This is a genomic window from Streptomyces sp. NRRL S-340 (assembly GCF_000720185.1).
GTDB lineage: Bacteria > Actinomycetota > Actinomycetes > Streptomycetales > Streptomycetaceae > Streptomyces.
Genome location: NZ_JOIY01000027.1, coordinates 212,344 through 230,038 on the forward strand (window position 1 = coordinate 212,344; position 17,695 = coordinate 230,038).

17 protein-coding genes are annotated in these 17,695 nt (G+C 74.1%); 9 read left to right on the plus strand and 8 right to left on the minus strand.

The window, feature by feature from the left end; translation table 11 throughout:
• Window positions 1-88 precede the first annotated feature (88 nt).
• Window positions 89-1,249: a pentapeptide repeat-containing protein gene (locus IG64_RS22030; RefSeq protein ID WP_234438585.1), complete on the plus strand. Its 1,161-nt coding sequence runs from the start codon at window positions 89-91 to the stop codon at window positions 1,247-1,249.
• Between the two features lie 233 nt (window positions 1,250-1,482).
• The gene (locus IG64_RS22035) at window positions 1,483-2,406 is read left to right on the plus strand and encodes a HipA family kinase (protein WP_037858799.1); all 924 of its coding nucleotides are present in this window, start codon (window positions 1,483-1,485) and stop codon (window positions 2,404-2,406) included.
• A 198-nt stretch (window positions 2,407-2,604) separates the two neighbouring features.
• On the opposite strand, the gene aceB is transcribed toward IG64_RS22035, so the two are convergent.
• Window positions 2,605-4,230, minus strand: coding sequence for a malate synthase A (aceB, locus tag IG64_RS22040; protein ID WP_037858801.1), 1,626 nt, complete (start codon window positions 4,228-4,230; stop codon window positions 2,605-2,607).
• A 184-nt stretch (window positions 4,231-4,414) separates the two neighbouring features.
• The gene (locus IG64_RS22045) at window positions 4,415-5,023 is read right to left on the minus strand and encodes a nucleotidyltransferase family protein (protein ID WP_037858802.1); all 609 of its coding nucleotides are present in this window, start codon (window positions 5,021-5,023) and stop codon (window positions 4,415-4,417) included.
• 144 nt (window positions 5,024-5,167) lie between these two features.
• Between IG64_RS22045 and IG64_RS22050 the strand changes: the two genes are divergently transcribed.
• Window positions 5,168-5,497 carry a DUF5955 family protein gene (locus IG64_RS22050; RefSeq protein WP_037858803.1) on the plus strand — a complete coding sequence of 110 codons (330 nt, stop codon included), beginning with the start codon at window positions 5,168-5,170 and terminating at the stop codon, window positions 5,495-5,497.
• 145 nt (window positions 5,498-5,642) lie between these two features.
• Here IG64_RS22050 and IG64_RS22055 read toward each other — a convergent pair whose 3' ends face one another.
• Window positions 5,643-6,281, minus strand: coding sequence for a response regulator (locus IG64_RS22055; protein WP_037858806.1), 639 nt, complete (start codon window positions 6,279-6,281; stop codon window positions 5,643-5,645).
• A complete protein-coding gene (locus tag IG64_RS22060) occupies window positions 6,278-7,735 on the minus strand; it encodes a histidine kinase (protein ID WP_037858807.1) in 1,458 nt (485 codons plus the stop codon). Before IG64_RS22060 ends, IG64_RS22055 begins: the two co-directional genes overlap by 4 nt.
• Window positions 7,736-7,869: 134 nt before the next feature.
• Here IG64_RS22060 and IG64_RS22065 point away from each other — a divergent pair, with 134 nt between their 5' ends.
• Window positions 7,870-8,907 carry an ABC transporter permease gene (locus IG64_RS22065; protein WP_037858908.1) on the plus strand — a complete coding sequence of 346 codons (1,038 nt, stop codon included), beginning with the start codon at window positions 7,870-7,872 and terminating at the stop codon, window positions 8,905-8,907.
• On the plus strand, window positions 8,904-9,629 hold the full coding sequence (locus IG64_RS22070) for an ABC transporter ATP-binding protein (protein WP_051813174.1): 726 nt from the start codon (window positions 8,904-8,906) through the stop codon (window positions 9,627-9,629). Before IG64_RS22065 ends, IG64_RS22070 begins: the two co-directional genes overlap by 4 nt.
• Window positions 9,630-9,669: 40 nt before the next feature.
• Here the strand turns inward: IG64_RS22070 and IG64_RS22075 are convergent, their stop codons facing one another.
• Window positions 9,670-10,470 carry an IclR family transcriptional regulator gene (locus IG64_RS22075; RefSeq protein ID WP_037858810.1) on the minus strand — a complete coding sequence of 267 codons (801 nt, stop codon included), beginning with the start codon at window positions 10,468-10,470 and terminating at the stop codon, window positions 9,670-9,672.
• 293 nt (window positions 10,471-10,763) lie between these two features.
• Between IG64_RS22075 and allB the strand changes: the two genes are divergently transcribed.
• Together allB and alc are read left to right on the plus strand one after the other, a co-directional pair.
• Complete coding sequence (allB, locus tag IG64_RS22080; RefSeq protein ID WP_037858813.1) at window positions 10,764-12,101, plus strand: allantoinase AllB; 1,338 nt, start codon at window positions 10,764-10,766, stop codon at window positions 12,099-12,101.
• 115 nt (window positions 12,102-12,216) lie between these two features.
• Complete coding sequence (alc, locus tag IG64_RS22085) at window positions 12,217-13,332, plus strand: allantoicase (RefSeq protein WP_037858816.1); 1,116 nt, start codon at window positions 12,217-12,219, stop codon at window positions 13,330-13,332.
• Window positions 13,333-13,577: 245 nt separating this feature from the next.
• Here alc and IG64_RS22090 read toward each other — a convergent pair whose 3' ends face one another.
• On the minus strand, window positions 13,578-14,327 hold the full coding sequence (locus tag IG64_RS22090) for an SDR family NAD(P)-dependent oxidoreductase (RefSeq protein WP_037858818.1): 750 nt from the start codon (window positions 14,325-14,327) through the stop codon (window positions 13,578-13,580).
• 127 nt (window positions 14,328-14,454) lie between these two features.
• Window positions 14,455-14,811 (minus strand): hypothetical protein, encoded by a 357-nt coding sequence (locus IG64_RS22095; protein ID WP_037858821.1) that lies wholly within the window; start codon window positions 14,809-14,811, stop codon window positions 14,455-14,457.
• A gap of 422 nt (window positions 14,812-15,233) precedes the next feature.
• Here IG64_RS22095 and IG64_RS22100 point away from each other — a divergent pair, with 422 nt between their 5' ends.
• A complete protein-coding gene (locus IG64_RS22100; RefSeq protein WP_037858824.1) occupies window positions 15,234-15,629 on the plus strand; it encodes a ribonuclease domain-containing protein in 396 nt (131 codons plus the stop codon).
• A gap of 71 nt (window positions 15,630-15,700) precedes the next feature.
• On the opposite strand, the gene IG64_RS22105 is transcribed toward IG64_RS22100, so the two are convergent.
• On the minus strand, window positions 15,701-15,898 hold the full coding sequence (locus IG64_RS22105; protein ID WP_037858826.1) for a hypothetical protein: 198 nt from the start codon (window positions 15,896-15,898) through the stop codon (window positions 15,701-15,703).
• A 170-nt stretch (window positions 15,899-16,068) separates the two neighbouring features.
• Here IG64_RS22105 and IG64_RS22110 point away from each other — a divergent pair, with 170 nt between their 5' ends.
• A complete protein-coding gene (locus IG64_RS22110; RefSeq protein WP_037858828.1) occupies window positions 16,069-17,328 on the plus strand; it encodes a histidine kinase in 1,260 nt (419 codons plus the stop codon).
• The last annotated feature ends 367 nt before the right edge of the window (window positions 17,329-17,695 follow it).

Below are 17,695 nucleotides of genomic sequence, written 5' to 3' on the forward strand. Positions count from 1 at the left end.
GGCCGGATGGCGGGGGGCGGGCCGGGAAGCAGGTCAGGCCGTTGCCGTGTCGCGGGCCGGCGGAGCACCGCACTAGGCTCTCGTGCCCATGGAGACGGGGGAGACAGACCGCGGACGGCGCGCATGGCACGACGGGCCGGTCAGACGTCGTGCGGCCGCGGCGCTGCTGGCCGGTGCGGGGCTGGCCGTTCTGGGCACCGTGTTCGTCGTGCTGCCGGGGGTGGTGGTCGACCACGACCTCGCCGGGGCGAGCGTCGCCGCGCAGGATCGGCTGAAGGCGGTGAACGATGTCCGTACGACGCTTCTGCAGATGGTCGGCGGCCTGGTCGTGCTGTTCGGCGCGTACGCCACCTGGCGCCAACTGCGGGTGAGCCAGGACGGATTGCGCGCCACCCAGGAGGGCTACGTCACCGACCGGTTCAGCCGGGCCGTCGACCAGCTCGGCAGCGACAAGCTGGATGTGCGCATCGGCGGGCTGCACGCGCTGTGGCGGATCGCGGAGCAGTCCGCGCGCGACCGGGAGGCCGTCATCTCCATCCAGGCCGCGTACCTGCGGACACACCTGCCCTGGCCACCCGCCGGGCGTCCGTCACCGGCGGCGGACGTGCCCATCAACGACATCGCACCCCTGGAAACCCGCGCCGCCGACGCCCAGGTGGCGCTGACCGCGCTCGGCGTGCTGTGCCGGCACCGGGAGCAGTCCTGGGTCAATCTCAGCATCACCGACCTGCGCCGGGCCGACTGCGACGGAATGTGGTTCCCCGAGGTCAACTTCGACCGTGCCTGCCTGGAGGCGGCGGGCCTGTACCACGCCAACCTGACCCAGGCGTCCCTGGTCTCGGTCAACCTGCGGCACGCTGACCTCACGACGGCGATCCTCCGCCGGGCGCGCTGCGTGCTGGCCGACCTGCGGGCCGCGAAGCTGGTCGAGGCCGACTTGCGGGACGCCGACTTCACCGAGACCGACCTGCGCGAGGCGAACCTGCGCAAGGCCGCCGCCCACGGCGCGGTCTTCCGGCGGGCCGACCTCCGCATGGCCGACTTGCGCGGCACCGACCTGCGCACCGCCGACCTCGCCGAAGCACGCCTGACCGGCGCCCTCGCCAGTGAGCACACCCGCTGGCCCGCCGGCTTCGACCGCACGGCCGCCGGAGTCGTCGACACCGAGGACCCGGGCCCCGAGCCCTCGCCCCTGCTCCAGCCGCCCGGGATGACGTGGCAGGCACCGCCGCTGCGGTCCGCTCCCTGAGGGCGGGGCCTTCCCCCGCCGGCTGTCACGCCTGGTTACTATGCTCACTTCATGCCGGAGGCCACAAGCAAGGGCCGCAGTGCCGCCGAGGGACTGCTGGGGAGACGGGGAGCGAGCGTGTCGGTCGGAACCCCGCGGACTCTCCCCAGGGCTGATCAGCCCGTTTTCCCGGAGTGCAGCGTCTTGGAGGTCGCCGTGAACGTCGAGGCCGGCGAGCGACGGGACCTTCGACCATGTTGAGAGAGGTCACCGCGACCCGTTACATCGAGCCTCTGCGCTCCGGCGGCTCCGTCCCCGGAGTCGTCGAGGCCGACGACCTCGGCACGTACGTCGTCAAGTTCACCGGCAGCGCGCAGGGGCGCAAGGCGCTGGTCGCCGAGGTGATCGTCGGGGAGCTGGCACGGGCCCTCGGGCTGCGGTTCCCGGAACTGGTCCTGGTGCACTTCGACCCGGCGATCGCCGCGCACGAGGTCCACCAGGAGGTGCGGGAACTGCACGGCGCCAGTGCCGGGGTCAACCTCGGGATGGATCATCTGCCGGGGGCGCGGGACTTCACCCCCGAGGTCGCGAAGTCGTTCCGGGTGGATCCGCTGGAGGCCGGCCGGATCGTCTGGCTGGACGCGCTGACGGTGAACGTCGACCGGACCGTGCACAGTTCCAACCTGATGATCTGGCCGACGCTCGGCGTCGTGCCCCCGCGCCTGTGGCTCATCGACCACGGCGCGGCGCTCGTCTTCCACCACCGCTGGGACCTGACCGCGCCCGAGAAGGCGTACGACTTCCGCCACCACGCGCTCGGCCGGTACGCGCCCGACGTGCGCGCGGCCGACGCCGAGCTGGCGCCGCGGGTGACCGAGACGCTGCTGCGCGAGATCGTGGGCCGGGTGCCGGACGCCTGGCTGAGCGAGGAGCCGGGGTTCGCCACGGCCGAGGAGGTGCGCGAGGCCTACGTCGGCCATCTGCACGCCCGCGCGCGGGCCTCGGCGGCCTGGCTGCCCACCGACTTCCCCGGCGGGGACGAACTGGCCGCCGAGGAGGCCCGGCGCGCGGCGCGGACGCGGCAGGGGCGGCCGGACTGGCTCAAGCGGGTCCCGGACCTGCACGGCAAGCCGTCGGCGGAGCAGGACTGGTCCGTCCACCTGGACCGGGAGGGCTGACGGGCCGCTCCGGGAGGGTTGACGGGCCGCTCCGGGAGGGCTGACGGGCCGCTCCGGGCGGGATGACGGGCCGCTCCGGGAGGGCTGACGGGCTGTTCCGGGCGGGATGACGGGCTGTTCCGGGCGGGGGGGCGGACGGGACGGAGCACGAAGCGGCCCCGGGAACACCTTTCCCGGGGCCGTCCGCCCGGCGGTCGGTCAGCCCTTGAGCTGCTGGTACGCCGGCAGCGTCAGGAAGTCGGCGTAGTCCGCGTCGAGGGAGACCTGGAGCAGCAGGTCGTGGGCCTGCTTCCAGTGACCGGCGGCGAAGGCCTCGTCGCCGGTCTCCTCGCGGATGCGGTCCAGTTCCTCGGCGGCGACCTTGCGGGCCAGCTCCGGTGTGGCCTTCTCGCCGTTCTCGAACTCGACGCCCGCGTTGATCCACTGCCAGATCTGCGAGCGGGAGATCTCCGCGGTGGCCGCGTCCTCCATGAGGTTGAAGATGGCGACCGCGCCGAGGCCGCGCAGCCAGGCCTCGATGTAGCGGATGCCGACCTGGACGGCGTTGACCAGGCCCGCGTAGGTGGGCTTGGCGTCCAGCGAGTCGATCGCGATCAGGTCGGCAGCCTTGACGTCGACGTCCTCGCGCAGCCGGTCCTTCTGGTTCGGCTTGTCGCCCAGCACCTTGTCGAAGGACTCCATCGCGATCGGCACCAGGTCGGGGTGGGCGACCCAGGAGCCGTCGAAACCGTCGCCGGCCTCGCGGTCCTTGTCCGCGCGGACCTTCTCGAAGGCCACCTTGTTGACCTCGGCGTCCCGGCGGGAGGGAATGAACGCCGCCATGCCGCCGATCGCGTGCGCGCCGCGCTTGTGGCAGGTGCGCACGAGGAGTTCGGTGTACGCCCGCATGAACGGGGCGGTCATCGTGACCGCGTTGCGGTCCGGCAGGACGAACTTCTCGCCGCCGTCACGGAAGTTCTTGACGATGGAGAACAGGTAGTCCCAGCGGCCCGCGTTCAGACCGGAGGCGTGGTCGCGCAGCTCGTAGAGGATCTCCTCCATCTCGTACGCGGCCGTGATCGTCTCGATCAGGACGGTGGCGCGGACGCTGCCCTGCGGGACGCCGACGTAGTCCTGGGCGAAGACGAAGATCTCGTTCCAGAGGCGGGCCTCCAGGTGCGACTCCGTCTTGGGCAGGTAGAAGTACGGGCCCTTGCCGAGGTCCAGCAGGCGCTGGGCGTTGTGGAAGAAGTACAGGCCGAAGTCGACGAGGGCGCCGGGGACCTGCTTGCCGTCGGCGTCGGTGAGGTGGCGCTCGTCGAGGTGCCAGCCGCGCGGGCGCATGACGACCGTGGCCAGTTCCCCGGCCGGGCGCAGGGCGTAGGACTTGCCCGACCGCGGGTCGGTGAAGTCGATGTTGCGGGTGTAGGCGTCGATCAGGTTGAGCTGGCCGAGGACGACGTTCTCCCAGGTGGGAGCGGAGGCGTCCTCGAAGTCGGCGAGCCAGACCTTCGCGCCCGAGTTCAGGGCGTTGATGGTCATCTTGCGGTCGGTGGGACCGGTGATCTCGACCCGGCGGTCGTTCAGGGCCGCGGGGGCCGGGGCGACCTTCCAGGAGTCGTCCGCGCGGATCGCGGCCGTCTCGGGGAGGAAGTCGAGGGTGGAGGTGCGGGCGATCTCGGCGCGGCGCTCCGCACGGCGGGCGAGGAGTTCGTCGCGGCGCGGCGTGAACCGCCGGTGCAGCTCCGCCACGAAGGCGAGCGCCGCGTCGGAGAGGACCTCCTCCTGCCGGGGCAGGGGCTCGGCGTCGACGATGGCCAGCGGGGACGGCGCTGGTGCGGACATGAGCTGTCACTTCCTTCAGCGGTGGCACCGGGTGCCAAGGCGTACGAATGGGGTGATTCGCACCCGCTGTGCGGTCGGGTGCTTCTGATCAGTGGATAGTAGTTTCCTCATCGTGGAACTTCAATGGTTTGTTGATGTCGAGATTCTCTGAGTCGAGGAAAGGTGTCGCTCGGTGCCACCCCGTTCACTCCAGGTGGCACAGGTCCGCCTCCGTGTCGATGTCGTACGCCTGTGCGACGTCCGCGCACTCGACCAGGGTGATCACCCCGGCGTGCTCCTTCAGGTAGCCGCGTGCCCCCCGGTCCCCGCCCGCACTCGCCGCGACGCCCGCCCAGTGCGCCGCACCGAACAGGACCGGGTGCCCGCGCACCCCGTCGTAGGCCGCCGAGACCAGCGACGTCTCGTCCCGGAACGCCGCCCGCACCCGGCCGGCCGCCTCCGCGCCGATGCCGGGCTGGTCGACCAGCGAGACCAGCACCGCCCGCGCCCCCGAACCCGCGAGCGAGTCCAGCCCGGCCCGCAGCGACGAGCCCATCCCCTGCTCCCACCCGGGGTTCTCCACGAGCACGCAGCCCTCCAGCCGTGCCCGCTCCCGTACGTCCCGCGCCCGCGCGCCCAGGACGACGTGCACGCGCGTGCACCCCGCCGCCCGGAGCACCCCGACCGCGTGTTCGACCAGCGGCCGGCCCCGGTGGGTGAGCAGTGCCTTGGGCCGGCCGCCGAGCCGCCGTCCGCCGCCGGCGGCCAGGACCAGGCCGGCGACCTCGTCGTCCATGTCGTCCACAGGTGTCATGTGTCCTGCATACCTGACGGCCCGTCGCCCGTGCCCGGCGCGCGGGGCTGAATTTCGGTCCGCACGGTGGCGCGCCCCGCCCCGGGTGGCGTTTACTGACCCGCGTCCGGGGACTGCGCACGACGACGTGCGAGGGGGAGGGCTGTGTTGCGGAGCTTGGGACAAAGAGCGGTGACCGGCAGCGGAGAGGATCCGAGGGTGGCGGAACTGCGCACCGCCGTGTCCCGGTTACGCCGCGAACTCGCCGCCCACCCCCGGGACTTCCCGGACCGTGCCATAGCCGAGGACGAACTCGCCTCGCTCGCCGCGATGGCCGCCCACGGCACCCCCGAGATTCCCCGGCTGCGCCGCTCCCTGCTGCTGATCGCCGGTTCCATAGGTTCGGTCAGCGCCCTGCGGGTCGGCCTCGGCGAGGTGCGCGCCGCGGTGGACATGTTCGGGCCGCCACCGCCTGCCCCGCCGCCCGTGCGCTGAGCCGGTGCGCGGTGCGCTGAGCCGGGGCGGTCCCGAGCCCGGCCCGGTTCTGGCGTGCCCGCCGGCCTCCGCTCGCCGGCCCGGCGGGTTCCGGGCCGCCGGCCCCGGCGGGTTCCGGTGGCGGCTCGCCGCCCGGTGCCGGGCGTCAGGGCCTGCGGCGCCGGATGAGCCCCTGCTCGGTGGCGGCCGCGACCGCAGCCGTACGCGACTCCACGCCCAGCTTCGCGTACACGTGCACCAGATGGGACTTCACCGTGGCCTGGCTCAGGAACAGACGCTTGCTGATCTCCAGGTTCGACAGGCCGTCGCCCACCAGTTCGAGCACCTCCAGCTCGCGGCGGCTGAGCGCGGCGGCCGGCGCCCGCATCCGGTCCATCAGCCGGTGGGCGACCGCCGGGGCCAGCGCCGAACGGCCGGAGGCCGCGGTCCGCACCGCCGCGGCCAGCTCGTGCGGCGGCGCGTCCTTCAGCAGGTAGCCCGCCGCTCCGGCCTCCACGGCCGCGAGGATGTCCGCGTCGGTGTCGTACGTGGTCAGGACCAGGACGCGCGGCGCGCCGGACCGTGCGGTGATCGCCGCCGTCGCCTCCGCGCCGTGCGCGCCCCGCGGACCGAACTGGAGGTCCATCAGCACCACGTCGAACCCGCCCCCGGCGGCCAGCTCCACGGCGCGCTCGGCCGTGGACGCCTCCCCGGCGATCTCGAAGTCGGGTTCGGCGGACAGGACGGCCTTCAGACCCGCGCGCACCACGGGATGGTCGTCGGCCAGCAGCAGCCGGATCGTCATGCGCCGCCTCCCGCGCCACGGGCGGCCGGGTAGGGCAGGGTGACCGCCACCGCCGTGCCCTGCCCGGGCGCGGACTCCACCGCGAAGGTGCCGCCCAGCGCCTCGGCGCGCGAGCGCATCGCGGGCAGCCCGAAACCGCCGCCCGCCGCCGCACCGTCGCTCTCAGCGGTGCCGCAGTCCGCCGCCGTCCGCTGCGACGGTGCGGCGTCGCCCGCTGCCGCACCGTCGCCTTCAGCCGCACCGCCGTCCGCCTGCGTATCGTGGGCCGCCGACCTGCCGCCCGTCGCGGGGTACGCCCCGCCGCCCGCCGCCGCACCGCCGTCCCTCGCGGGGCTCGCCCCGCCCGCCGCTCCCGCGGTCCCCCTCGCCCCCGCCGCGCCGGTCGTCCTCACTCCGCCGGCCGTCCGCACCGCCCCCGCCTCCGCGCCGGCCGCCGCGACCGCGTCCGGGGTGAAGCCCACCCCGTCGTCGACCACGTCCAGGGCCACCGCCGTGTCCATGAAGCTGAGGGTGACCTCCGCGCGGGCGGCGCGGGCGTGCCGCAGGGTGTTGCCGAGCGCCGACTGCGCGATCCGCAGCAGCGCCACCTCGTACGGCGTCGGCAGCCCGGTCGGGGTACCGCTGACCGAGAAGCGGACCGCCGGCGGGCCCGCCGCGCGCGAGCAGAGCCGCTCCAGCGCGCCGGTCAGCGAGCCGTGCTCCAGGTCCGGCGGTGTCAGGGCGCGCACGAAACGGCGGGCCTCGGCGAGGTTGTCCTGCGCGGTGGCGCGGGCCTGCTCGATGTGGGCCGCGGCCGGCGAGTCGCCGGGGATCCCGCGCTGGGCCGCGCGCAGCAGCAGCTGGATGCTGGACAGGCCCTGGGCGAGCGTGTCGTGGATCTCCCGGGCCAGCCGCTCCCGCTCCGCGAGCGTGCCGGCCGCGCGCTCCGCGCCGGCCAGCTCGGCCCGGGTGGCCACCAGCTCCTCGATCAGCTCACGGCGCCGTTCGCTCTCCCGGTACAGGGCCTCGTAGCCGAGGACCGTGGCCACGGCGACCGCCGCGCCGAGCAGCGGCCCGATGAACACGCCCGGGCTGAGGTGTTCCCCGTGCCCGGTGAATCCGGCGATCGCCGCCGCCGCGGTCGCCGCTACGGCGGGCAGTCCCCAGCGGGCCGGGAGCAGGTGCAGATGCAGGAAGTACAGCGGGAACGCCGCCCAGACGGCCTGCGGGGAGAAGGCGAGGAGCACCAGCCAGGCCGCGCTCAGGACCGCCAGCCACACCGCCGAACGGCGCCGGGAGCGGCGCACCGCCGGGCTCAGCGCGCCGAGGGCGAACACCGCGCCCGTGCCGAGCGCCGCCGCCACCGTCGCGGGACCGTCGGCGCGGAGGGCGGCGAGCGCGAGGAGTCCGGCGAACAGCGCGTACAGGCACAGGCGCAGGGTGACGACGACGGGGGAGTGCGGGCGGACGTCCATGACGGACCCAGCGTAAGCGGGCGGTGCGCGGGACCGGTCAACCGAAAGGTTGAAAGGCGGCCGCACCTTTCGGTCCGGCAGGAGCGTGCCCCGGTGCGATGCGCGGCGGGGGTGCGCCGCCGAGGCTGGGGGACATGTTCGTCGCATGGAGAGACCTCCGGTTCGCCAAGGGGCGGTTCGCCCTGATGGGAGCCGTGGTCGTACTGATCACCCTGCTCGTGGGGCTGTTGTCCGGGCTGACCGCCGGGCTCGCCGAGGAGAACACCTCGGCGGTGAGGGGCCTGCCCGCCGACCACCTCGCCTTCGCCGCGCCGCCGGACGGGCAGGCGGTGTCGTTCACCGGCTCGTCGCTGCCGCCGGCCGCCGCCGCCCGGTGGGCGCAGCGGGTGCCGTACGCCGAACCGGTGGCGATCCGCACGGTGGACGCCACCGCCGGCGGCCGCAGGGCGGCCCTGTCGGTGTTCGCCGTGCGGCCCGGCTCCGGCCTCGCGCCGCACGAGGTCGCCCCCGGACAGGCGGTGCTCTCCGAGAAGGCGGCCTCGGACCTGGGCGTCGCGGGCGGGGACCGGGTGCGGCTCGGGGCGTCCTCGTGGACGGTGGCGGCCGTGACGGGCGGCGCGTCCTACAGCCACACGCCCGTGGTGTGGACGGCGTGGGACGGGGGCCGGGCGACGGTGATCGCGCTGCGCACGCACGGCGCCGACGTCACCGCCGGGGACGAGGCCGCCGGCACCAGGACCCTCACCAAGGGGGAGGCGGTGACGGCGATCGGCTCCTACCGGGCCGAGAACGGCTCGCTGCAACTGATGCGCGGGTTCCTGTTCGTCATCTCCGCGCTGGTCGTCGGGGCCTTCTTCACGGTCTGGACGATCCAGCGGGCGCCCGACATCGCCGTGCTCAAGGCCCTGGGGGCCGCCACCGGGTACCTGCTGCGCGACGCGCTCGGGCAGGCCGTGGTCTTGCTGGCCGCCGGCACGCTCGGGGGCACCGCCCTGGCGGGCCTGGCCGGTGCCCTCGTGCGGGGCGGCGGCACGGTGCCCTTCGTGCTCGACCCGGCCACCGTCCTGGTGCCCGCCGCGGTGATGACCGTCCTCGGCGTGCTGGGCGCCGCCCTGTCCGTGCGGCGGATCACCGCCGTCGACCCGCTGACCGCGCTGGGAGGCGTGCGATGAGCCTGCTGCTGGACGACGTCACCCTGACCTACCCCGACGGGGACGGCAGGCTGACCGCGCTGGACCGGGTGTCCCTGGAGGTCCCCGCGGGCACCGTCACGGCGGTGGTGGGGCCCTCCGGCTCGGGCAAGTCGAGCCTGCTGGCGGTCGCGGCCACACTGATCACCCCGGACAGCGGGCGGGTGCGGGTGGCCGGGACGCCGACCGGGCGGCTGACCGCCGCGGAGCGGGCCGCGCTGCGCCGGCGGGACATCGGGATCGTCTTCCAGCAGCCGAACCTGCTGCCCTCGCTGACGGCGGGGGAGCAGCTGGAGGTGATGGCCCGCCTCGACGGCCGCCGCGCGGCGGGCCGCGCGCGGGAGCTGCTGGCCGCCGTCGGTCTCGCCGGCCAGGCGCACCGCCGTCCGCACCAGCTCTCCGGCGGCCAGCGGCAGCGGGTGAACATCGCCCGGGCGCTGATGAACGAGCCGTCGGTGCTGCTGGTGGACGAGCCCACCAGCGCCCTGGACCACGAGCGCGGCGCGGCCGTCCTCACCCTCCTGACCCGCCTCACCCGCGACCGGGGCACCGCAACGGTCCTGGTCACCCACGACCGGACCCATCTCGCGACGGTGGACTCGGTGGCGGAGATGCGGGACGGACGGCTCGGTGCACCCCCGGGACCGTCAGGCCCACCGCCCGGCGCCCCGGCGGACGCACGGCTCACCGCGCCGGGGGACTGACGACACGGGGGCCGGCGCCGCCCGGCCGGTCCCCGTCCGCTCAGGCCGGCGCCCCCGCGCTGCTCAGCGCCTGGGACAGCTCCGCCGCCACCTGCTGCAGGACCGGGACGATGCGCTCGGTCGCGGACTCGGTGACCCGCCCGGCCGGCCCGGAGATGGAGATCGCGGCGGCGGTGGGGGAGTCGGGCACGGTGACCGCGAGGCAGCGGACCCCTATCTCCTGCTCGTTGTCGTCCATGGCGTACCCGAGCTTGCGCACGTCCTCCAGGGCCGCGAGGAATCCCTCCGGGGTCGTGATCGTCTTCTCGGTGGCCGCGGGCATGCCGGTCCGGGCGAGCAGGGCGCGCACCTCGTGGTCCGGGGTGTGGGCCAGCAGCGCCTTGCCCACACCCGTGGAGTGCGGCAGCACCCGCCGGCCGACCTCGGTGAACATCCGCATCGAGTGCCGGGAGGGCACCTGCGCCACGTACACGATCTCGTCGCCGTCGAGCAGCGCCATGTTCGCCGTCTCGCCGGTCTCGTCGACCAGCCGGGCCAGGTAGGGGCGGGCCCAGGTGCCCAGCAGGCGGGAGGCGGACTCGCCCAGACGGATCAGCCGGGGGCCGAGCGCGTACCGCCGGTTGGGCTGCTGGCGGACGTAACCGCAGGCCACGAGCGTGCGCATCAGGCGGTGGATGGTCGGCAGGGGCAGTCCGCTGGCGGCGGACAGCTCGCTCAGGCCCACCTCGCCGCCCGCGTCCGCCATCCGTTCGAGCAGGTCGAAGGCGCGCTCGAGGGACTGGACGCCACCGCTGGCGGAGGACTTGGCGGAGTCGGTGGTGCTGGCGCTGGACGTCGGCACGGCGCGTTCCTTTCGGGGCGGGCGGGAAGGGCCAAAGCCTACCGGGGGGACGGTTGACTCCCTGCCTGTACGGAACTACGTTCTGTCTGTCGGAATTCTAATTCCGCTTTGTGGAAACGTCCAGAGTGTGTACGCCGACCAGCTGTCCAGCAGTGTGCCCCTTGACGGGGTGAGGGTGGGAGTGAAGACTCCTTCAACAGAACGTTGAAGTCCGTTACATGGGTGTAAATGGGTCTAAGTCCCTGCACATCTCGTGTCCTGGAAGCACGACGGCGACGAAGAGAGGGGTCCCGGTGTCCGAGGCTGAACTGGTGCTGCGCTCGACACGAGTCATCACGCCCGAGGGGACGCGCGCCGCGTCCGTCGCGGTCGCCGACGGCACGATCACGGCCGTACTGCCCCACGACGCGCCGGTGCCGGCCGGTGCCCGCCTGGAGGACCTCGGCGACGACGTCCTGCTGCCCGGCCTGGTCGACACCCACGTCCACGTGAACGACCCGGGCCGCACCGAGTGGGAGGGCTTCTGGACCGCCACGCGCGCCGCGGCGGCCGGCGGCATCACCACCCTGATCGACATGCCGCTCAACTCCCTGCCGCCCACCACCACCGTGGACAACCTGCGCGTCAAGCAGGACGTTGCCCGCGACAAGGCGCACATCGACGTCGGCTTCTGGGGCGGCGCCCTGCCCGGCAACGTCAAGGACCTGCGCCCGCTGCACGACGCCGGTGTCTTCGGCTTCAAGGCGTTCCTGTCGCCGTCGGGCGTGGAGGAGTTCCCGCACCTCGACCAGGACCAGCTGGCCACCTCGCTGGCGGAGATATCCGGCTTCGACGGCCTGCTGATCGTGCACGCCGAGGACCCGCACCACCTCGACGCCGCCCCGCAGCACGGCGGCCCCAGGTACACCGACTTCCTCGCCTCCCGGCCGCGCGACGCCGAGGACACGGCCATCGCCGCACTCATCGCCCAGGCCAAGCGGCTGAACGCGCGCGTGCACGTGCTGCACCTGTCCTCCAGCGACGCGCTGCCCCTGATCGCCGAGGCGCGGGCCGAGGGCGTGCGGATCACCGTCGAGACCTGCCCGCACTACCTGACCCTGACCGCCGAGGAGGTCCCGGACGGCGCCAGCGAGTTCAAGTGCTGCCCGCCCATCCGTGAGGCCGCCAACCAGGACCTGCTGTGGCAGGCGCTGGCCGACGGCACCATCGACTGCGTGGTCACCGACCACTCGCCCTCCACCGCAGACCTGAAGACGGACGACTTCGCCACCGCCTGGGGCGGCATCTCCTCCCTCCAGCTGAGCCTCGCCGCCGTCTGGACCGAGGCGCGCAAGCGCGGGCACGGCCTGGAGGACGTCGTACGCTGGATGTCCGCGCGCACCGCCGCCCTCGCCGGCCTGGACCGCAAGGGCGCCATCGAGGCCGGCCGCGACGCCGACTTCGCCGTCCTGGCCCCCGACGAGACCTTCACCGTCGACCCGGCCCGCCTCCAGCACCGCAACCGCGTCACCGCGTACGCGGGCCGGACGCTGCGGGGCGTGGTGAAGTCCACCTGGCTGCGCGGCGAGCGCATCGTGTCCGGCGGCGAGTTCACCGCCCCCCGGGGCCGGCTGCTGAACCGGTCCCACTGAGCCACCACTCCCACGCGCGCGTGGGACCGCGTCAGGTACGGGACCCGTACCGCGGCGCGTGCGCACGCGCGCCCCACCCGCACCGGCCGACTCCCGAAAGGAAGAACTGATCACCGTGACGGCGACTCCCCGTTTCACCGGCGACGCGAACCCCTACGGAGGCGGTGACCCGTACGCGGACTACCGCACCGCCGACTTCCCCTTCACCCAGCACGCCAACCTCGCCGACCGCCGACTGGGCGCCGGGGTCATCGCCGCCAACGACGAGTTCTTCGCCCAGCGCGAGAACCTGCTGGTCCCCGAGCGCGCCGAGTTCGACCCCGAGCACTTCGGCCACAAGGGCAAGGTCATGGACGGCTGGGAGACCCGCCGCCGCCGCGGCGTCGGCGCCGAGCACCCCTGGCCCACCGAGGACGACCACGACTGGGCGCTGATACGGCTCGGCGCGCCCGGCGTCGTACGCGGCCTCGTCATCGACACGGCGCACTTCCGCGGCAACTACCCGCAGGCGGTGTCGGTGGAAGGCGCCTGCGTACCGGGCTCGCCCTCCCCCGAGGAACTGCTCGCCGGCGACGTCAAGTGGACGACCCTCCTGCCGCGCACCCCGATCGGCGGCCACGCGGCCAACGGGTTCGAGGTCGGCGTCGAGCAGCGCTTCACGCACCTGCGCGTCAACCAGCACCCCGACGGCGGCATCGCGCGGCTGCGCGTGTACGGCGAGGTCGTGCCCGACCCGGAGTGGCTGCGGACGCTCGGCACCTTCGACGTGGTCGCCCTGGAGAACGGCGGCCGGGTCGAGGACGCGTCCGACCTCTTCTACTCGCCGGCCACCAACACCATCCAGCCGGGCCGCTCCCGCAAGATGGACGACGGCTGGGAGACCCGCCGCCGGCGCGACCAGGGCAACGACTGGATCCGCTACGAGCTGGTCGCGCGCTCCGAGATCCGCGCCGTCGAGATCGACACCGCCTACCTCAAGGGCAACAGCGCCGGATGGGCGTCCGTGTCGGTCAAGGACGGTGAGGACGGCGAGTGGCGCGAGGTCCTGCCGCGCACCCGCTGCCAGCCCGACACCAACCACCGCTTCGTGCTGCCCGTGCCCGCCGTCGGCACCCACGCGCGCGTGGACATCTTCCCGGACGGCGGCATCTCCCGGCTGCGCCTGTTCGGCTCCCTGACGGAGGACGGCGCGCGGCGCCTGGCCGCCCGCCACCAGGAACTGGGCGGCTGACCCGTCCCACGGCCCGCGGGGCGCGCCCGGCCCGACAGCACCGGCGCGCCCCGCGATCCCGCGTCCCCGATGATCCGGCGTCCGCGGTCCCCCGATCCGGCGTCCCATGGTGCCGTGATCCGGCGTGCCTGCAGCGATGCCCGCGGTTCGGCCTCCCGCGCTCCCGCGTCCCGTGGCCGCCGGACCTTCCGGACCGCAGCGTGCGGTGGCCTGCCCGCTTCCGCCGCGGGCAGACCGCGCGGACCCTACGCCGCGTGCCCGCCGTCCACGGCGAACTCCGCGCCGGTGACGTAGGCCGCGTCACCCCCCGCCAGATAGGCCACCATCGACGCCACCTCGTCGGGGGTACCGAAGCGGCCGAGCGCCGTCAGCGCCGCCTGCCCGGGCGCGTACGGTCCGTCGGCGGGGTTCATGTCGGTGTCGATCGGGCCTGGGTGCACGATGTTCGCGGTGATCCCGCGCGGTCCCAGTTCCCTGGCGAGTGCCTTGGTCAGACCGATCAGGGCGGACTTGCCGGTCGCGTAGAGGGTCCCGCCGGGCCCCGGCACGCGCTGGGTCATGCAGGTGCCGATGGTGATGATCCGGCCCCCCTCCCGCATCCGCACGGCGGCTGCACGGCAGGCGAGGAAGACGGCGCGCACGTTCACGGCGAGCACCCGGTCGGCATCGGCGAGGGTCAGACTCTCCACCGGGCCCAGCAGGCCCACACCCGCGTTGTTCACCAGTACATCGAGCGCGTCCAGTTCGCCGGCCGCCCGTCCGACGACGTCCGACGCCTCCTGCGGGTCCGCCGCGTCCGCGCGCAGCGTCACCGCCCGCCGGCCCAGCCGCCGGATCTCCCGCGCCACGTCCTCGGCCGCCTCCTTCCCGTTCACGTAGGTGAGGGCCACGTCGGCCCCCTCGCGGGCGAGCCGCAGGGCCGTCGCCGCGCCGATGCCACGGCTGCCGCCGGTCACGAGAGCCGTCTTTCCTTCGAGGTTCTGCTGAGATGTCATGCCTCCATCCCAGCGGCCGGCCCGTACCGGCGCTGGCGGCCATCGGACGCCGAGGTCCCGGCTGGTGGCACGGCGGACGGCCCGCACTCTGACGCAGGAGTGCGGGCCGTCGCCGGCGCGGCGCGGGTCAGCAGTGGGAGGCGGAGCTGATGCGGACCTTGTCGACCACCCACGAGTTGAACGTGGTGACGTAGCCGGGCGGGGTGCAGTGCGTCCTGCCGTTGGTGAAGTGCGTGTACACGACGTCGTCGTGGCGGGTGTTCACCATCTTGGTGGCGCCCTTGCTGGCCCCGAGCTTCTGCCAGCCGCTGGTGACGTCCTTGTACGAGCCCGTCTTCTTGGAGCCCTTGTAGAAGCAGACGTACGGGTAGGAACAGCCGGCGGTGGCGGACTGCGGGGCCGCCGAGGCCGACGGCGCGAAGGCCAGGCCGGAGCTCACGGCCACGGCGGCCACGGAGAGGGCGAGGTGCCTGCGGATGTTCATCGGGTCGGTTTCCTTCCCGGTGACGGGCCGGGTCCCCCCGTCGGGTCCCCCGAGTTGGCCCGTGGTGCGTGCGGGACGCGGCGCCGGCGGTCTTGCGGCGCCGCGGTCCTGCTGGGCCAAGAACCTACGGGCGGTCGCGGTGCCCGGTCGTCCCGCACGGGGTGGAACTTGCCGCACCACCGGTGCGGTAGGACCGTCGTATCTACAACTCACGGTGTACGACACCGCGTTGACCCTCTTGCGGCAGACCGCGGCATCGGCGGGAGGGAGGGCGGGCGTCCGTCGCCGACCGGGTTCGTATGAACGTCCGGGGAACAGATGAACGGCCGAGGTCAACCGCCGGTGAATTCACCGGACTTGCCGGGAAACTCCACGGCATTGTCATTGACATGCCACTGTCTACGCGCGTCATCATGAGTTCCATGAGATTCCCCCCACGCATGACCCGCATCGGCGCCGCGGGCGCCCTCCTGTCCGCCCTCCTCGTGGGCGGCACCGTCTCCGCCGGCCAGGCCGGTGCCGCCACGGCCTCGGTCGGCAGCATCTGCTACGGCGCCCTGCCCTCCCAGGCCCACGACACGCTGGACCTGATCGACCAGGGCGGCCCCTTCCCGTACTCGCAGGACGGCAGCGTCTTCCAGAACCGCGAGGGCGTCCTGCCCAGCCGGGCCGGCGGCTACTACCACGAGTACACGGTGATCACCCCCGGTTCCCCCACCCGGGGCGCCCGCCGGATCGTCACCGGCGAGCGGACCCAGGAGGACTACTACACCTCGGACCACTACGCCACGTTCGACCTCGTCGACTTCGGCTGCTGAGGCGGCTGCCGGGCGGCCTCCCCACCGGCCGCCCGGCGCACACCTGCCGCCTGCCGCCTGCCGCTCACCGCTCACCGCTTGCGGCTGTCGGCGGCGGCGAACAGGGCGCACGCCAGCACGATCAGGACGAAGCTCACGAACACCTCGTAGCCGTGCAGGAACGGCACCCGCCGCACCATCCCCACGTGCCAGTCGGTGAACTCCTGCACCAGCCCCAGTACGCCCTGCACCAGGGCGATGAAGCCGACGGCCTCCAGAACCTTCTTCATGCGTCCGAGGCTCGCCCCGCGGTCCCCCCGCGCGCATCGGCCACGGGGCGGGAGGCGGCCGACCGAGGTCCACGGTCCGTCCGGGACGGAGAGCCGAAGGTCGCCCGCGCCGCGACTTTGGTCGCGGATGCGCTCCGGGCGCGGTGGAGGCCTCTCTCCGTTGCGTAGATTTGTCGACTGTGACAGCAGACGGGACGACGCGGGAACCGACGGAGCGCGCCGGACGGCGGTGGTGGCTGCCCTCCGCCGTGGCCGACGGACTCGGCCCCGAGGCGGGACGCGCCGGGCGGACCCGGCGCACCGCGCGTGACTGGTTCGTCGACTTCTCCTGTTTCTTCCTCGCCGTGCTCCTCGGCGCCAGCGCCGTCAGCTCCCTGTCCCACGAGCAGGACCTGCCGCGGGTCCTGGCCGTCACCGACCAGGTCGTCGGGGCGCTGGCCTGCGCCGCGGTCTGGCTGCGCCGCCGCTGGCCCCTCGGGCTGGCCGTCGCCATGATCCCCGTCGGCGTGGTCTCGAACACCGCGGGCGGTGCCGTCGTCGTCGCCCTCTTCACCCTCACCGTGCACCGCCCCTTGCGGTACGTGGTCTGGGTGGGCGGCGCCCAGCTCGCGCTGATCCCGCTCTTCTACTGGCTGCGCCCGGACCCCGACCTGCCGTATCCGGGCATCGTCGTCTTCGCCGTGCTCCTCACCCTCTCGGTCATCGGCTGGGGCATGTTCGTACGGTCCAAGCGGCAGCTCATGCTGAGCCTGCGGGACCGGGCGCGGCGGGCCGAGACGGAGGCGCGGCTGCGCGCCGAGCAGGCGCAGCGGCTCGCCCGGGAGGCCATCGCCCGGGAGATGCACGACGTCCTCGCGCACCGGCTGACCCTGCTCAGCGTGCACGCCGGCGCGCTGGAGTTCCGGCCCGACGCGCCCCGCGAGGAGATCGTGCGGGCCGCCGGGGTCATCCGGGAGAGCGCGCACGAGGCCCTGCAGGACCTGCGGGAGATCATCGGCGTCCTGCGCGCCGGGGACTCCGACGACGCCGGGCGCCCGCAGCCCACCCTGGCCGCGCTGGACGCCCTGGTCGCCGAGTCCCGCGAGGCCGGCATGAAGGTGACGCTGACCGGTCAGGTCGTCGACCCGGCCGCGGTGCCCGCCTCGGTCGGCCGCACCGCGTACCGCATCGCCCAGGAGGCCCTGACCAACGCCCGCAAGCACGCCCCCGGCGCGGAGGTGACCGTGACCGTCACCGGCGGCGCCGGGCGCGACCTCGCCGTCCACGTACACAACCCGCCGCCGGAGGGGGAGGTGCCGCACGTCCCCGGCTCCGGCCAGGGCCTCATCGGCCTCACCGAACGCGCCGTCCTGGCGGGCGGCACCCTGCGCCACGGGCCGACCCCGGACGGCGGCTTCGAGGTGCGGGCCCGCCTGCCGTGGCCGGCCTGACGGGCGGGCCCACCTGCCGTGGCCGGCCTGACGGGGGCGCGCGTCCGGCGGTGGACGAGAACACCCGGCGGTGGACGGGAACACCCGGCGGTGGACGGGAACACCCGGCGGTGGACCGGGCGCGCGCTCGGTCCACCGCGCGCGCCGGGCGCGGGTTGGAGTACGAGTCGACGTGCGCGCCCGGCGTACGCGCACGCGGGCGCGCCGACGCACGCCGATCACCGCCCACGGGACGGGCCGCGTCCCCTTCGAGGCGGCTGGGGGCCGGTCCTCGGCCGAGTCCTTCGGACCGCCCCGGGTGCTCCGGGGCCCGCCCGCCCCCCCCCGTACCCCGGGCCTCCCGCCCGGCCCGTCAGGGCAGCAGGAC

Coding starts and splice junctions, on each gene's coding strand:
- IG64_RS22035 (WP_037858799.1), top strand. CDS start 1,483: ATGTTGAGAGAGGTCACCGCGACCCGTTACATCGAGCCTCTGCGCTCC.
- IG64_RS22060 (WP_037858807.1), bottom strand. CDS start 7,735: ATGGACGTCCGCCCGCACTCCCCCGTCGTCGTCACCCTGCGCCTGTGC.
- IG64_RS22095 (WP_037858821.1), bottom strand. CDS start 14,811: ATGAACATCCGCAGGCACCTCGCCCTCTCCGTGGCCGCCGTGGCCGTG.
- IG64_RS22105 (WP_037858826.1), bottom strand. CDS start 15,898: ATGAAGAAGGTTCTGGAGGCCGTCGGCTTCATCGCCCTGGTGCAGGGC.
- IG64_RS22045 (WP_037858802.1), bottom strand. CDS start 5,023: ATGACACCTGTGGACGACATGGACGACGAGGTCGCCGGCCTGGTCCTG.
- IG64_RS22070 (WP_051813174.1), top strand. CDS start 8,904: ATGAGCCTGCTGCTGGACGACGTCACCCTGACCTACCCCGACGGGGAC.
- IG64_RS22100 (WP_037858824.1), top strand. CDS start 15,234: ATGAGATTCCCCCCACGCATGACCCGCATCGGCGCCGCGGGCGCCCTC.
- IG64_RS22090 (WP_037858818.1), bottom strand. CDS start 14,327: ATGACATCTCAGCAGAACCTCGAAGGAAAGACGGCTCTCGTGACCGGC.
- IG64_RS22030 (WP_234438585.1), top strand. CDS start 89: ATGGAGACGGGGGAGACAGACCGCGGACGGCGCGCATGGCACGACGGG.
- IG64_RS22065 (WP_037858908.1), top strand. CDS start 7,870: ATGTTCGTCGCATGGAGAGACCTCCGGTTCGCCAAGGGGCGGTTCGCC.
- aceB (WP_037858801.1), bottom strand. CDS start 4,230: ATGTCCGCACCAGCGCCGTCCCCGCTGGCCATCGTCGACGCCGAGCCC.
- IG64_RS22055 (WP_037858806.1), bottom strand. CDS start 6,281: ATGACGATCCGGCTGCTGCTGGCCGACGACCATCCCGTGGTGCGCGCG.